Here is a 15474-nt window from a genome sequence, read left to right on the forward strand (position 1 = left end):
GTTCTCGCTCATACAATCACCTCCATAACTGCATAATAAGATACATTACTATGTCTGTCAAGGTACTATTTATAATACAATACGCTATCTAGAATAATTTGTGCATACATAAGGATAAACAGCTTCATCGTCCTTTTAGGACGAGCGCGTTTGTCAAGGTAGATGCGAAGCAAAAGTAGAAAACTTATACTTTCTTATCTACGAACAAAAAAAAACCGCGCAAAGCGCAGTTTCCTAGGAAGTATATTTATATGCCAACCTCATGAATCAACATTCCTGCTTTTTATTTTAATAACAACGGCTGTTGGGCTGCAGATCGGCGCTTAGCTGCAACCGAAGCCTCACTCGCTCCGCTCCAGCACCAGCACATAGCCGCGCGTCCCGTCCAAGCGAATGCGGTCGCCATCACGGATCAAGGTCGTCGCCCCGTCGATGCCGACGACCGCTGGCAGCCCGTATTCCCGGGCGACCACAGCGCCATGCGTCATCAGACCGCCGACCTCCATCACCAGCCCGACGGCGGAATGGAACAGCGGTGTCCAGCCAGGGTCGGTGAAAGGAGCGATCATAATCTCTCCCCTGTTCAGATTCGCCTCCTCCGGCCTCAGCACCACACGGGCGATGCCCTCGATGACGCCGGCCGATACCGGAGTTCCGACCCATGCTCCCTCGGGGACGTCCTGCAGCTTGCGCCGGCCGGTAATGATTTCCCCTTCGCTCGTCATCAGCCTTGGTGGCTTCATGCCTCGGAATCGCTCCAGCTCCTCCTTCCGCTGCTCGAGCAGCGCCGCAAGCCCGGGCAGCCGTTCCCCCTCGGTCAGTTTCAGCAACTCGTCGAGCGACAAATAAAACACTTCATCCGCCCGATTCAGAACGCCATCTTTGACCAGTGAGCGACCCTCGTCAAGCAGACCTTCTCGTACGAGGCCGAAATGCTGCATCATCAAATATTTGGGATGCTCCCGCAGTCCCATCAACCCGCGGTATACGCATACCAGCCGCGACATCAGCTTCGCCTTGAGCCAGCCGAAAGGCTGGGCACGCAGACGCTTTAGCAATTCGCTTGCCGCAGCTGAAGCCTCGAGGGTTCCTTCGGCGAACTTGGCCCGGTGCTCCCCGGGCTCCATGCTCCGCATATGGCAGACGATCGACGGAAGCAGCGTGCTCGGATCCTCTCGCCACCGTGGCCGCGTAATATCGATTTCGCCAGGGCATCGCATCCCGTACAACGCTATGAACCGGTCCCACAGCAGCCCGAACGCATCGCCGCCCTCCACCTGCCGCAGCTGCTCTCGGAACTGCAGTGGATCGCCGCGCCTTAACAGCTCGATCACCTGAGGATACGATCTGGCTGCATCTGCCAGGTCGCCGATCATAAGCCCCATTTCGCTCGTGATGTTGCCGGGCAGTCCTCGATTCAGTACATGCACGACCTCGGTGTCGCCCAACCACTTGATTGACAGAGCATTCACTAGTCGGGACGAAATGATACCGGCGAGCGGATAGGGGATCAGCTGGGGAAAAATGGTCAGCAGGAGCATGCCTATATGCTCCTGGATTCGGACGACCCGCTCCGGGCCGGTGACGCCGGAAAGCCGGATTTCCCCCTTCTGGACCGAAGCCTCGATATACGCATTTACCTCCAGATGCGCATCGGTGACAGGAGCGTACAGCAGCTTGCGCGCTACCCTCCGCAGTACAGGACGAATAAAGCGGAGTACGCCTTTTTTCACACCGGCCGCTGGAGGCAAATGCTGGACAAATGACTCCCGCTTCACAAGCTCCGTTACGCCGAGGCCGATCATTTCATCGACGTTGGCCAATACTTTCGGCAAAATAACACGGGCCTGCTTCACCGTCAGCAGCTTGGTAATATCGACGTAGACTCTTCCGCCGACCGCAGCCGTATGCTCGTTCATCGCCTGGATGCCCGTTTTCCCGAAAGGAATAAGAGTACGAAGCACGGACAAGCCCATTGGCTTCATAGCGTCTGTCATCATCTGCTGATGGCCGAAGGAAACGAGCAGATGCGGGCTCTCCCCTGGCGGGATGTTCAAATCGGGTAGCGGATACAGCGAGGTGATCGGTCGGCTCTGAACGATGAAGAAACTCCCTTGCGCGAAGCACCACTCGATGTCCTGCTCCGACCCGTAATGCCGCTTGATCTTCTCGCCGAGCGCTGCGAGCTCCAGGATCCGCACATCGTCAAGCGCCTGCATCTCTTGTTGAATCTCCGGCAGCTCCCTCTTCACGGTGCCTCCCTCCGGCAGCGCATAGATAGCAAGCTTCTTGCGGGAGACGGTCTTCGTCAGCAGCTTCCCTGACCGCACCTGATACAGATCGGCGGAGACTAGCCCGGACACAAGCGCCTCCCCCAAGCCGTAGCTGGCGTCAATCGACACGGTGCCCCGGTGGCCCGTGATCGGATCGGCGGTAAACATGATGCCGGATACCTCGGGGAACACCATGCGCTGTACGACGACGGACAATTGCACAGTACGGTGATCGAACCGATTGCGAGCCCGGTACGATATCGCCCGGTCGGTGAACAGCGACGCCCAGCATTTGCGGACTGCGTCCAGCAGCGCGTCTTCCCCGCATACATTCAGATAAGTGTCCTGCTGACCAGCGAATGAAGCCGTCGGCAAATCCTCCGCCGTGGCACTTGAGCGTACCGCATAGGCTTGATCCGTTCCTGACCGGTGCCAGCCCTGGATGATTGCGGTGCGAATGTCATCTGGAACCGGCAAAGTTACCAGATGCTCTCGGATGTCCTGCCCCAACGCCGTAATCTCCCCGAGCTGGTCCGCCTCAACTCTGTCTAATCGCCCCAAAAAACCGTCCATGACGTCGCTCTGCTTCAGAAATGACCGGTACGCTTCCGTAGTGATACAAAAGCCCGAAGGGACGGGAAAGCCCGCCTTCATCATCTCCCCCAAATTAGCTCCCTTGCCTCCGACGAGGGGAAGGCTGCTCTTATCCAGATGGTCAAAATCAAGCACATAAACGCTCATGGCTATTCGCTCCTCTTATTGGATTGGTCCGCGCGTAGACCGTGCATATACAAACCAAACAACGTTTCGCCCATCTCCACCATCGTTACCCCATACTTGGCAGCCACATCCGGCCGCGCCATGCGTTGAATACTTTCCAACATAATGGCTGTCACAAGCCTCGGATTCACGTTCCGGATATGTCCCTCCTGCATCGCCCGCTGAAGCAGCCGTTCTATGAATGTGAGCTGTTCGCTGCGGAACGCTTCTAGCTTCGTCCATAAGCCTGGGATATATTTTTGAATATCGTTCAAAAATAACGGATGCAGCTTGACGATCTCACTCTTGATGCTCATAAACACACGCTCGAATACGTCAAGCGGATGGCCGGAGGTCTGCATATGCGTTTTCACGTAATTTGCAATCGCTTTCATAATCGTATCCAGCACTGCTTCTGCGATCTCTTCTTTCCCGCTAAAATACAAATACAGCGTCTTCTTGCTCATCCCGAGCCGGGACGCCAACTCGCTCAATGTCACGCCACGATAGCCTTTAGCATTAAACAGATCGGCAGCCTCCTGTACGATGCGCGACCTGATCGATTCATCCATCCGTACGCCTCCTCCTTTCCACTCCGGAAACTAAAATGGTTTCTACAGTTTCCATTTTACATAATGGCTTCACCAACCGCAAGGTGAAAAGTTCATGCTGATCATCCAAGAATGGCCCAACCGGCAGGTGCTGAAGATCAGTCAATTTTCACACGACAAACCCGTCGTTACAGGTTTGTTTGTTGCTGCGGCACAAAGTTTATATTCAGTTCACGTTGGAGAATATCGTGCGCTCGGAGGGTGCAGCAATCACGTCGATGATCGGTATGATTCTAAGTGTTGTTGTGAATATTATTCTCGATGCGCTAGTCATCTTCGTCTTCCATTGGGGCGTGATCGGCGTTGCATCTGCTACGGTTATTTCTAATTTGGCTGCGAGTGTATTCTACGCCTTCCATAAAGGATATATGAGTCAATTCTTAACCTTCTCCGTAAAATGGTTCAAGGCTACCCAAGGACATTCTCAGCAATGTATTCAAAATCGGAGTTCCCGTTTTTGGGTTGAATATGGGGAGCAAGCCATAGCGGCATTCGGAATTTCATCTCGTTTATTGCAATTTCCTTACGATCAAAGCGATTGTGGCGTTAGCAGTCGTATTCGGCGTCATCGTCTATCTAATTTCCGACCACTTAATTGGTTTATTCACGCATGACCCGCAATTAATTGAAATGGGCAGCTACATTCTACATGTGACGTTCTTATCCTTGTTCATTATAGGAATGACCTCGTTGTTTACGGGGATCTTCCAAGCAACAGCGCAAGGAACCGCCGCGTTTATTATGTCAGTTATTCAAGGAATTACACTTATTCCTGTATTGTATATCTCTAATCAAATAAACGGCTTCCACGGGTTGGTATGGTCGCTCGTCATTGCGGATGCCGTCGCATTCCTTGTTGGTGCCATCATGCTGTATGTCCTGCGGACTAAATTGCAGCCGGATCTTGATAATTTTGGTATAGTAGAAGATATAACAAACAAGAAGACAGGATAAGGGCACTTCCCTATCCTGCCTTTTTAGGTACATGGTCGAGGGTTATCGTGGGAATAAAATCAACTACTCCGAGTAAGCCATTAAAAATTACTTTATTCTTATGACTACCTTTCCTTTGGCACTACCGCCTTCTAGGTACTGGAATGCTTGCCCGGCATCTTTCAAATGATACACCTTATCAATAACGGGCTTAATGTGACCTCCTTCAATAAATTCCTTTAAAACCTTCAATTGCGCTCCGCTCGATTTCATAAAAAGGAAATGATATCTCGTTTGGTTCTTCTTCTCAAGAGCTTTGATCTTACGGCTCACGATGGACAAAATTGCCGTTTTCATCCACCCCAATTTTGCTTCTTTTCCAAATCTTGCGTTTGGCACGCCAGAGATGGATACGATTTGTCCACTTGGCTTCAATATGCGGAATGATTTTTCCAAGGCTGCTCCTCCTAAAGTATCAAAAACAGCGTCATATCCAGTAAGCATTTCTTCAAAATTCTCTTGTTTATAATTAATTATCAAATCGGCTCCCAATGATTTGACCAAATCATAGCCTTTATCGCTTGCTGTTGTGGTAACAGAAGCTCCCATCATTTTTGCCAGTTGAATGGCAAACGTCCCCACTCCTCCTGAACCTGCGTGAATTAGAATTTTCTGGCCCTTTTGAAGATGCATAATATCGGTGAAGGCTTGGTAAGTCGTTAATCCGACCAGTGGTATAGATGCAGCTTCTTCAAAGTTTAAATTCCGCGGCTTTAACGAAATATCTTCCTCGTGTACAGCAATATATTCCGCCAATGTGCCGATACGGCTTTTGCGTGGTCTGCCATAAACTTCATCACCGGGTTTAAATGCACTCACTCGGTCACCAACCTTGACAACAATCCCAGAGAAATCATTGCCTAAAATTAAAGGAAACTCGTATTTTAATAGAAATTTTATTTTTCCCTCCTTTATTTTGAAATCGATTGGATTTAGGCTAGCTGCATGAATTTCTACCAACACATCGTGTTCTCCCATGTCAGGCGTTGGTTGTTCTGACATAATCAGAGGGGTGTTCTTCCCGTACTTCTCAATGATCATAGCCTTCATAATAAATCACCTTCCATATGATTATTGGTTTAAACAAATGAACCAAATATGCAAAAAAAACTATTTATAACTACTCCCTACTGTCTATTGTTAGTCACGTTGAATTCTGTTGCACTCATCTTCCACGGCGGTTATTAATGATTTGATTTGCTCAAGAGGTTGATGGAGAGTCAGCACATAGTAATTTTCAACGCTCTTTTTTTCAAAATTAACAAAGCCATTCTGTTTCAATACCTTCAAATGATGGGAAATGGCCGGTCTGGACAATTTGATATGTTCTGCGATCGTATTGACATTAAGTCCCGATTTATGTTGTCCCAGCAACATAATAATGGCTTGACGGTTTACATCGGTCAGAACTTCTAGTAGAGGGATACACTCTTTAAATTGTTTCTGAATATGTTCGACCTGACTCATACACTTCACTCATTCCGTCCATTAGTTTAATCACTTAAACAAATATAAAGCATCAGATTTATAAGATCAAGTGCAACCTCAAAGAAACACGCAAAAGCGTTTCTGCGTTGATGCTTCGGGGACGATCGGCTTGCCTGTTGGGCAAGCCGCATGTGTAACCATCGTTGTGACACTCTCGTTTTTTTACTTTTTTGAGTTTTTCCCAATCCCCTAGTAAAGCCTGGTAATATCGGGTTCATTCCCTACTGATTTCATTGATCCAACATAAAAAGCGCATGAACTTTTATTCTTAGAATTTAAATTTTAGTTATGACTATTGAGATTACTATTCCAGTAATTGATATCCATACTAAGTAAGATTTAAATACCCTTGAAATAATGGAATCTTGCTTTTCTAAGTCATTCTTGTGGTTTTGTTGCATTTGTAAATCGATATTCCCTAAAGGATTAGAGGATCCTGTTGAACCTAAACCTTTAAAAAGTAAAGTTACTATGAATAGAATCAAAGAACCCATAAACAGATAATCGGATATTTGTTGCATTTAACATGCTCCTTTGTATTGAAGGATTTGTGTTTACAACAATATATTAAAATAGATTATTTTAGGATTATGTCGAATTTTGCTAATTTATATCAAGAATTTACCAAAGTTCAATATTTACTCACATACTATACATGTTTTTTCAATATACTGTTGAGATTATCTGACCGTCAGAAACGCCCATTCCTCCGGCTGTACACACAAAGAAATCAAAGGGGCTAGCCCCAATTTCAAGAATGAACGGTCAAGATTAACTTTTAACAAGTATTATGCTGAGCATTTTGATATCTCTCTTCTCCATACAGTTCTTATTAAGTGACGTAGTCGCTATACAAGTACTAAAACAAAAAATTCCCCCACGTACTGCCATGAGGGATTAGCTGTAAAGTGATACTGTCTTTGAAATAAGAAGAACTTGAGGCTTTGCGCTGCACCTCATATGTTCAGTTCGTTCTTTAGAAAATCGGGCTATTTAATGCCTGCTTCCGCCAGTTTCTCGTCTAACCTTGCCTTCTGGCGCAAATGGTGCCTGCTGTGCATACCAACCATCTCAAACCAATCACGCGCGTTGAGCCAGCCAAACCAGCCATGGCGCACCTTGCAAGCCGTATTAACCTCATCTACGCAACCAGCCCAGTATGCCAACTTCTCAAGCACCTGTTCCAAGCCTGCTATGATTTCATCCTTGCTCGCGGGATTGCATGTCGCATTGGGAGGTTCATCAAGTTTCACTCGGATATTAGGCCACTCTTTTTCAGCAAGCGCCTTCGTTCCGACTTCCGTCTTGCCTTCAGTCTCTTCGTACGTTGCCTTGGTGCATGTTTCAATATGCCCGATGTACTCTTCCGCCACTTCGATCACGTGGATATACATTTGCCCGACCGACCATACGTTTTCTTTGCATTTAAATCGCAACTGATCTATCGAATATCTTTCCAGATTCCGCATGTATTGCTCGATAATAGCCGAAGAATCGTTCAACATCCAGATCCTCTCCCTGCTAATCCTACTTTGACCCCATTTGCATTTTTTTACAATCTATTTGGATCATACGAATTGCCCGTTCTATTGTCAATGCTAATATAGAAGCTTTTCGAGAGGGGCAGGATCTACCGCGGCGACAAGCTGCTCTCTGTGAATTACAATTCGTTATTTCTCCCAAAGCTCGATGAGTCGACCTTCAGGATCTTCAATCCAAATAAATTTCCCAAAATCACTAATCTCTTTTTTCTTCGCAAGAGGCACACCAATATGTTCAAGATGCTTAATCGTCTCATCTAGATTATGTACTTGGAAATTTAACATCACTTGTTGTTCTGTTGGAAAATAACTGTCATTCTCCGTAAAGAAAGAAAAGATCGTCTCATTTCCTAATTGGGGTATCACAGTCCCATTCCAATTTTCTATTTCAATCTTCAGCACATCACTGTACCATTTCTTTACAACTTCAAGATTCCTAGTTCTCCAAAATACTCCTCCGAAACCTTTTATCATCGTATCTTACTCCTGTCTGTCATCAAATTTTTATTTATCCGATTACATTAGACTTTTCTATTTGTTAATCACTCGCCATCAATCTCATTTGCTTGATTGTTAGGCTAAACCGACTGTATCCACTGTGCTATATCTTCTAAAACAGTCCTGTCCACGGTTTGCGGGATATTATATTCATCCCAAATGTCTTTTAACGTACCATACACAGCATTCATAAACATATGGTTCAAACCGGGATAGAGCTTGAATGTGACATCCGGGTGGTCTTTTAACAATTCACGGTATCGGTTGAAATCTTTTTCGACGGAAACCTGTACATCTTTATCACCCTGTATGACGAAAATCGGTTTTTTGCTTTGCAATAAGTAATCTTTGATCGGATGTTGCTTCATTTCTTTTAGATACCAAGCATAGACAGAACCGAATAAAATAGTCTGCTGCGCCATCTCATCCGTCATGTCAGTTATGGCATCAAACTTGTCTTGCAGTTCTTTGATCTGCTTTAAGGCTATCTCTTGTTGAGATTTTTCAAGCTGCTTTATGGAATCTTCATTTTGGTTTATGATGACTTCTTCAAGCGTTCGAGAAGTACCGGCTAAGATAAATAATCCTGCCAAGTCGCCGCCTTCGGCATCAATTCTAGGAGCAAGCATCCCGCCTTGACTGTGTCCGATCAAGAATACGCGGTTTGCATCCACGCGTGGGTCTTTTTTCAGCATATGGACAGCCATAATCGCATCCTGGATTATCTCTTCTTCTACTGTAAGTTTGCCGCCGAGTTCTTGAATTATCTGCTTGCCATAGGTACAAGTGCGTTTATCGTACCGGAGCGATGCTATCCCCTCTTTGGATAGTCCGTCCGCAAGGTCGCGAAACAGCTTATTTGCACCAATTGTTTCGTCTTTATCCAAGGGACCGGATCCATGTACAAATACAACTGCCGGGACATTCTCAGTAAGAGAATCCGGCAACGTCAAAATCCCTTCCAACGGATAGGCGGCGTTTGCCACAACCGTAACTTGTTCTATCAATTTATAACCTCCTGTATGAATTTCACATTCCAGCTGCTCTAATATCCTCACTTTTTACACAATTGTACATTAACACATATTGGAAGTACACTGCCAGATAGGTTAAAGACAAAAAGAGCAACTCTCTCCCCATTCAACCAAGTTAATTCAAAAGGTTTAGAAGCCACGATTTTTCTCATTTATTTACTTTCGTGTAATTTTCTCCGGACAATGAAAAAATGAAGACCTGCAAACTACCAGGTCTCCATCTCTTTTTCGTAAAGTATTCTTGACCGCGCAGGTCATTATACCTGACTCATGGAGCGGTTTAACCAATCCTCGAAGCGTGTCGGGGCGATGCGTGCATTGCCGCGAGGGACGAGAGAATGATCTTTATCGTCTATCACAACACCATAGTAACGTGCTTCTTCGTCTGTAACTACCTGTCTTGTGTCTTTTTTTGCGGTTAGGAAACGACGAACGAGTTCGTCGAGACCTAGACGTTCTGGACCAGCCAGATCAACGATATCATTCACAGGCGCCTCAAGAGTGAAATCCACAAACGCGGCAGCAACATCATCCGATACGATCGGTTGTATTGGGGCAGACGGCATACGAACGATTTGCCCTTCTGTGGAGAATTGTGCAATAGCTTCAACAAACTCGAAGAACTGTGTCGCTCGAACGATTGTATAGGGAACTTTAGAAGCTTTAATCAATTCTTCTTGGGCCATCTTCGCTCGGAAATAACCACTTTCAAGGAGGCCATCCGTACCAACAACCGACAACGCAACATGATGTTTCACGCCAGCGGCAACTTCAGCCTCGAGGAGATTTCGAGTAGATGTTTCAAAGAATTCTAGAACTGCTTGGTCCTCCCACGAAGGAGCGTTAGAAACATCTACGACAACTTGTGCACCACTAACCGCTTCAGTCAATCCCTTTCCCGTAACCGAATTGACGCCTAAGGAAGGTGAGGCTGCCACAACCTCATGGCCTAGCTCACGAAGATTGTTCACAAGTTTTTTTCCAATGAGTCCACTACCGCCAATAACAACAATTTTCATAATAATCCTCCTAGTTTTATAACCCATATTTACAGGCTATTGTTGTTTTTTTAACAAAAACTCTTGTTAATCTAACTGGTTGATATTTTGTTTGACACTGTTAAGACAATTGGCGGTTTCAATGTGTGACATCGTTCAGGCGTTTTTATCATTTCTATAATACTCCATCAATAAACACATTCCGTTAAGACCATACTAACTAAAAGATAGTCTGTGCATCGGGATATCATGAAAAAAGCAGCCCCAACTTGAAGCCTACGTAAGTGTAGCATTATCTACGATTGGCAGGTAGTTTCTATGTCCGGACAATGAAATAAGAAGACCCGCAAACTACAGGGTCTCCTTCTCTTTTTCACAAAGTAAATTATTGGTAATCATTCCCAGGACGATTTCCGAGAAATTATTGCTGTCTAGGCCATATTGCTTCCAATTGAATGCCGTTGTTATCGAAAAATCCAAAACTTCTCGTAGGTCCATTGCTCAGCAGTTCGGTCATTTCAACATTGAGATCCTCCAACCGCCTCCTCATAAGCAAGCCGGCAGCTTCATCCTGAAGTGCAAAAGCAATATGCTGCAAAGCACCTGGGATAAAGGTTAGGCGTTGCAGAGCATCGGGGTGCGAATGAATTTGCGCATCAGCGAGCTCGAAGAAATGTAGCCCCCAGGTTTCAACAGTGGCCCCTGGCTTTATGAAGGCATGCCGCCCGTGAAAGGGGTTTGCGGGTAAAATGGGGCTTGTTTGCATACCCAAAACTTCCGTATAAAATTGGATCGTTTTTTCTAAATCTTGTGTCGCCATAGCTATGTGGTGAATGCCATGCCACTCCATAGTTTCACGTCCTTTATCGATATGTTCGGACCGTGCAAATATTTCAATCTCAGTATAAGTTACGTACACGGAGAAGTCTGTCGATTGAAGATGTTCTTTCTGGTGATTTTGAATCCTCCTCCGCAACTTCGAATCCATTTCTTAGTAGAATATACTAGACGATTGAAACTCAAGCGCAAAGGGGACCTCCTTATGTGGAAAAAAGTTTTATTACTCGCTTTATCAGGCGCCGCAATCCAAATCACACTGCTGGCCTCCTCCGGTCTTGCCTATGAATACGCAGATACGCCAACGGAGCCGGCAGACGGATTTTTTGTTCCCAAGAAACTTACGTTTGTAGAAAAGATGCCGTACTACGTTATTCCAAATACGCTGAAAAATGCGCCGGAAGGCTCCTTCTCTCCGCAAACGGTCGACGTGATCGAAGCGGAAGTGCATTGGGCTACCACAGGCAACTGGTGGAAAATACATACCGATTTCGGGGATCGTTGGGTCAAAACCGTTCCATGGCAAATCGAAGTGCCTCCCCCGGCGACCATTCGATTAATGTCGGAAACTCCTATGTATGCGCGGGCATCAGAAGCCGGCGGACCAACGGCAGCTCTCTCCCCTCAGGAAGTGACGGTTGTGGAAGCAGAGAAAAGCTGGTTCCGTCAAGCAGAGATGGATTACAATCCGAAGCGCTGGATTAAAGTCCACACAACCTGGCTCGGTGATCAATGGGTTCACCTGCACCTGGATGAGATCGGCGCTTTACTACCGCTGGATCGTACCGTATATTACCCGAGCGTTTATTACAGAAGCTCACCGCACATGGACTACATTACGTATCAATATGAAGGGCTTCTTACCAAAATGTTCCTCCATCAAACGGCAGAATACCGATCCTTGCTTGGGAGCTCTTATCAATTTGATACGGAGAATGGTCCAAAATGGTCTTCTGCCCCAAGCATGCCGATCACATCAGAAAAAAAGACAATCAAGCGTACGCAGCCTAGTCCATTATTCGTGTATCCGGATTCGAATGTGAATATTATTACAGAGCTGCCACCGGGCGATTTGAACGTGGTCGAAACGACCCTCAATGATGATGGCTACTCGATTCATGAAGAATGGTTTCACGTCAAAAACGATCAAGCGGAGGGCTGGTTTAGCCCGACCTATGCTGAGCCTGACGGTACGGTGGATGATACGATGACCATTCAACTTCGCGGCCATGTAACAGGTATCTTGCGGTACCCAAATACAAGGATTTCACTAAATAATGGTCAAATTGGGCCTCAAACACTCCATCCGTTAGCGGCATGGACCGCACCGGACGGCACGCGCTGGTACAAAATTGATACTTTTGTAGGTCAAGGCTGGATTCAGTTGGACCCTTATCAAGACAGCATCGTATTGAAAGGTCGTGAAAATGATGCACAAATTCGATCTACGATGCGGTATCAAGGCGTTTTTTATCAAAATGACTCGGGTATATTCACTTTCGGCTCCGAATCCGTCGGCAAAATTCTGAACGGAGAGCCGCATTTCAGTGCCAGTTTTTTGGCAAAGCAGTATCATTATGATCTGACCGGTCCGGATATGGATGGTTGGTGGTCGCTGAAGAACAAAGACGGGTATACGTTTCAAATCAAGGCTGACGAGAAGACGTCGAAGACGTTTTGGAACGGTGCACTTGCGAATGAAGTCAACCTTGCGGCATCGCCGGTTGCGACTTCGGATGCCAAGCTCCCGCCACTATTAAGCTTATCTGATGTGAGAATGCTTTTAGGCGCTACGACGGCCAATAATGACAAGGTTGTATATGGCGATAAAAATGTAACACTAAGTTCCCGCGAATATGAGATAGCCGGTTTTAACTTGCCTGCAACCGCGGACGGAAATGAGCTTCATCTCTCCGGGCTTCTCTACGAAAACAGCTATCTGGATAGCGGCGCGATTTCCTCTGATCTGCAAATTTTAGTTAAAAGCCAAAACACCGATGATAACGATCTGGCGAATATTCATTTGGCGAAAGTAAAACAGCTTTACGGACTGGGCTACAACTTCGGGTTGTATGATGTTACGCTACAGTTTCCCTTGAAGCCGGGGATTAATCATTTATCCCTCGTGTTCCAAGTTGGTAAACGCATACTCGATAAAAAAGATTGGGATGTAACCGCTCCGGCTCAAAATTAATCACTCACGCTTAAATATAAAAAGATCGTCTCTCTTTATAGGAGAACGATCTTTTTTTATTATGCACATGTGTATGTGTCATGTCCTCGTGCTCCAAGTTGAGAAGTCGTTTGTGAAACTATCGTGCTCCCGTCCCTCATTATAACAATCAGTCTTTCTTACTGTTTTATTTCTTCCCCTCATGATAATCTTCCCATAGTGGAGCGATGTATTTTTCTAATGTGTTTACGACGTCATCTCTTCGGCTCTCTGCGACGTTTACAGTATCATTTGATATATCATTTCTAATTCGTATAAGCACAAATAAAGGGGGTAATGCAGCATCACGAAGAGCCTTAATCATGTTTTCTTCTTGTGGAGTAATATCCATAACGTATCATATTTCCTTTCAAGTAGGGAGCTACGAGTTGGGCATCTGATTCGCCCTTTTAAAGTCAGTCCACGTGTTCTTTCGTTACCTTCCATTTTAAGCGATTCACCGTGCCTGACCATGAATGTAAAGGTTTTCATTAACTGATCTTAACCCTTTAATCCTTTTTGCTTTTTACTTTTACAGTAAATATGCTCAAAATAATAGTAAGAATCACATAAGTCCAAAATCCATGAATTTCAAATCCCGTTAAATACTTATCAAGAAGCCACAACTTTATTGGTGTTAATACAAGTGAAGCTACCACTAACAATGGAGTAGTTAAACAACCAATTCCAACTACAATGGAAAGCATGGAAACTGTTAATAATAAACCGTAAATGATACTGATAACAAACATAAGCACTGTAGCAAGTATCAATGTTTTTGTATCCGATATGGATATATACGAATTGAAGTAATGACTCCCACACCAAAAAACAAGAAATGTAACCAATAAGTTAAGTATGTTTCTCAAATACAGTCCTCCTTGTTATGTACTGATAAAATTAGCCACTCATCACCTATCCTACTGATCACGATTTCTATGTTCAATTTCAACATGTAATACTTCTTTAAAATTTCAAGCACTTCTTACAAGTTATAAAATGATATTGGATATTAAATACTATATGAAAATTTCTTTCGTCACATGATTATTTCAATAAACCAAAAGAGGAGCTGCCTGATGCAAACTCCTCCACTATCGTTCTGCGTTATCTTAATCATTTTGGGGATAAAAATAAGTGAGGTCTTTCCTTGTAAGTAGTTTATTCTGCGGGACGGCGCGTTGATCTGCGTGGTTCATAGCCGAATTCCGCGATGAAATCATCCATGACATACAAGGGTTTATATTCATTGCCTGGAAGTTTGTAATAATCCAGATCATAATGGGCCCCCAGAATTGAAGAAAGAATTTCCCGCGCGGGTATCGTACTGCTAATATCCGGTCCTACCAGGTTAAAGTTTCTTACGCCTGATTTGATTGGCGCTTCCACGACTCTGACAATTGCCTCGACGACATCGCTTGCATATACATGTCCTAAGACGATAAACGGAACAGCCATCCTTTTATCCTTCTCAATCAAGGGCGGTAACCAATCCTCATTCGCTACCGCGCCAAAGCGTAAATTGATAAAATCCGTGTCCGGATTTACACGTTGAAAATAACGGGTCAATTCCTCCACTAAGGCTTTGCTTAACCCATACGCATCTGTTGCCAAACAAGGATGATTAGCCTGGATCGGTAACTTAAGCGGAATAAAATCATCATCCAAGCCGCCAACTGCTGCAATCGAGCTGGCCGTCACAAACTTTTTACACCCGCGATCGAGCAAATACCGGTAAAGTCTTCTCGTGCCCATCACATTGACAGCTAGTCCTTCCTCTTCTGTGCATCCGCCGGTAACGGCGGCCAGGTGAATAACCGCATCGATCTCATGAATATCCAAAGCACGTAAATCCACAATACTATCAAACGAACCTTGAACATACGCAGCAGCTTTTTTATAAGGATGACATGACCGCGACATACAAATAACGTTATGCTGGTTTGCCAAACTAGTAACCAATTTCTTGCCGATAAATCCGTTTGCGCCCGTAATGAGTATATTCATCGTATTGCCTCCTAGTTAACATTCACAGCAGGATGATCCAATCTCATTAGAAAATTTTCATAATTAACTAGTGAGATCAAGCAAGGGCAACTAGTGAACCTGTTGAATATAAATGTATGGTCAATGAGAATTACCTTTAAAAACACCTCTTATGGCGGCAGGGGTGTTCTTTTTTAAATGTATCTGAATAAAAAAGATCTGGAGCGTCCCTTCTTAGAAAATT

Annotated in this window: 14 protein-coding genes and 2 pseudogenes; 2 read left to right on the plus strand and 14 right to left on the minus strand. The window is 45.2% G+C overall.

What is annotated here, in order from left to right; translation table 11 throughout:
- Positions 1-341: 341 nt before the first annotated feature.
- Positions 342-3014 carry a phosphoenolpyruvate synthase gene (locus J2Z65_RS23850; protein WP_167059432.1) on the minus strand — a complete coding sequence of 891 codons (2673 nt, stop codon included), beginning with the start codon at positions 3012-3014 and terminating at the stop codon, positions 342-344.
- A 2-nt stretch (positions 3015-3016) separates the two neighbouring features.
- Positions 3017-3604, minus strand: coding sequence for a TetR/AcrR family transcriptional regulator (locus tag J2Z65_RS23855; RefSeq protein WP_167059436.1), 588 nt, complete (start codon positions 3602-3604; stop codon positions 3017-3019).
- Positions 3605-3741: 137 nt separating this feature from the next.
- Between J2Z65_RS23855 and J2Z65_RS23860 the strand changes: the two are divergent.
- A pseudogene (locus tag J2Z65_RS23860) lies at positions 3742-4597 on the plus strand (MATE family efflux transporter); the annotation flags it as partial.
- Between the two features lie 87 nt (positions 4598-4684).
- Here J2Z65_RS23860 and J2Z65_RS23865 read toward each other — a convergent pair.
- The 8 genes from J2Z65_RS23865 to J2Z65_RS23900 all read right to left on the minus strand — a co-directional run bounded on the left by J2Z65_RS23865 (position 4685) and on the right by J2Z65_RS23900 (position 11045).
- Positions 4685-5686 carry an NADP-dependent oxidoreductase gene (locus tag J2Z65_RS23865; RefSeq protein ID WP_167059439.1) on the minus strand — a complete coding sequence of 334 codons (1002 nt, stop codon included), beginning with the start codon at positions 5684-5686 and terminating at the stop codon, positions 4685-4687.
- A 90-nt stretch (positions 5687-5776) separates the two neighbouring features.
- Positions 5777-6103, minus strand: coding sequence for an ArsR/SmtB family transcription factor (locus tag J2Z65_RS23870; protein ID WP_167059442.1), 327 nt, complete (start codon positions 6101-6103; stop codon positions 5777-5779).
- Positions 6104-6399: 296 nt separating this feature from the next.
- Positions 6400-6645, minus strand: a complete 246-nt coding sequence (locus tag J2Z65_RS23875) for a hypothetical protein (protein WP_167059445.1) — start codon at positions 6643-6645, stop codon at positions 6400-6402.
- Positions 6646-7113: 468 nt separating this feature from the next.
- Positions 7114-7629 (minus strand): DinB family protein, encoded by a 516-nt coding sequence (locus J2Z65_RS23880; protein WP_167059448.1) that lies wholly within the window; start codon positions 7627-7629, stop codon positions 7114-7116.
- Positions 7630-7794: 165 nt separating this feature from the next.
- A complete protein-coding gene (locus tag J2Z65_RS23885; protein ID WP_167059451.1) occupies positions 7795-8139 on the minus strand; it encodes a VOC family protein in 345 nt (114 codons plus the stop codon).
- Between the two features lie 104 nt (positions 8140-8243).
- Positions 8244-9170, minus strand: a complete 927-nt coding sequence (locus J2Z65_RS23890; RefSeq protein ID WP_167059454.1) for an alpha/beta hydrolase family protein — start codon at positions 9168-9170, stop codon at positions 8244-8246.
- Between the two features lie 284 nt (positions 9171-9454).
- Positions 9455-10243 (minus strand): SDR family oxidoreductase, encoded by a 789-nt coding sequence (locus J2Z65_RS23895; RefSeq protein WP_342357355.1) that lies wholly within the window; start codon positions 10241-10243, stop codon positions 9455-9457.
- 373 nt (positions 10244-10616) lie between these two features.
- A complete protein-coding gene (locus J2Z65_RS23900) occupies positions 10617-11045 on the minus strand; it encodes a VOC family protein (protein WP_193580955.1) in 429 nt (142 codons plus the stop codon).
- 192 nt (positions 11046-11237) lie between these two features.
- Between J2Z65_RS23900 and J2Z65_RS23905 the strand changes: the two genes are divergently transcribed.
- Positions 11238-13226, plus strand: coding sequence for a hypothetical protein (locus tag J2Z65_RS23905; protein ID WP_167059460.1), 1989 nt, complete (start codon positions 11238-11240; stop codon positions 13224-13226).
- Between the two features lie 166 nt (positions 13227-13392).
- Here the strand turns inward: J2Z65_RS23905 and J2Z65_RS23910 are convergent, their stop codons facing one another.
- From J2Z65_RS23910 to J2Z65_RS23925, 4 genes and pseudogenes are all read right to left on the minus strand, one after another.
- Positions 13393-13596: a hypothetical protein gene (locus tag J2Z65_RS23910; RefSeq protein ID WP_167059463.1), complete on the minus strand. Its 204-nt coding sequence runs from the start codon at positions 13594-13596 to the stop codon at positions 13393-13395.
- Positions 13597-13643: 47 nt separating this feature from the next.
- A pseudogene (locus J2Z65_RS23915) lies at positions 13644-13736 on the minus strand (histidine phosphatase family protein); the annotation flags it as partial.
- 17 nt (positions 13737-13753) lie between these two features.
- On the minus strand, positions 13754-14113 hold the full coding sequence (locus J2Z65_RS23920) for a phage holin family protein (protein WP_167059466.1): 360 nt from the start codon (positions 14111-14113) through the stop codon (positions 13754-13756).
- A 292-nt stretch (positions 14114-14405) separates the two neighbouring features.
- Positions 14406-15251: an NAD-dependent epimerase/dehydratase family protein gene (locus tag J2Z65_RS23925; RefSeq protein ID WP_167059469.1), complete on the minus strand. Its 846-nt coding sequence runs from the start codon at positions 15249-15251 to the stop codon at positions 14406-14408.
- Between the last annotated feature and the right edge of the window lie 223 nt (positions 15252-15474).

It is taken from the genome of Paenibacillus aceris (assembly GCF_017874035.1).
GTDB classification, from domain to species: Bacteria; Bacillota; Bacilli; order Paenibacillales; family NBRC-103111; genus Paenibacillus_E; species Paenibacillus_E aceris.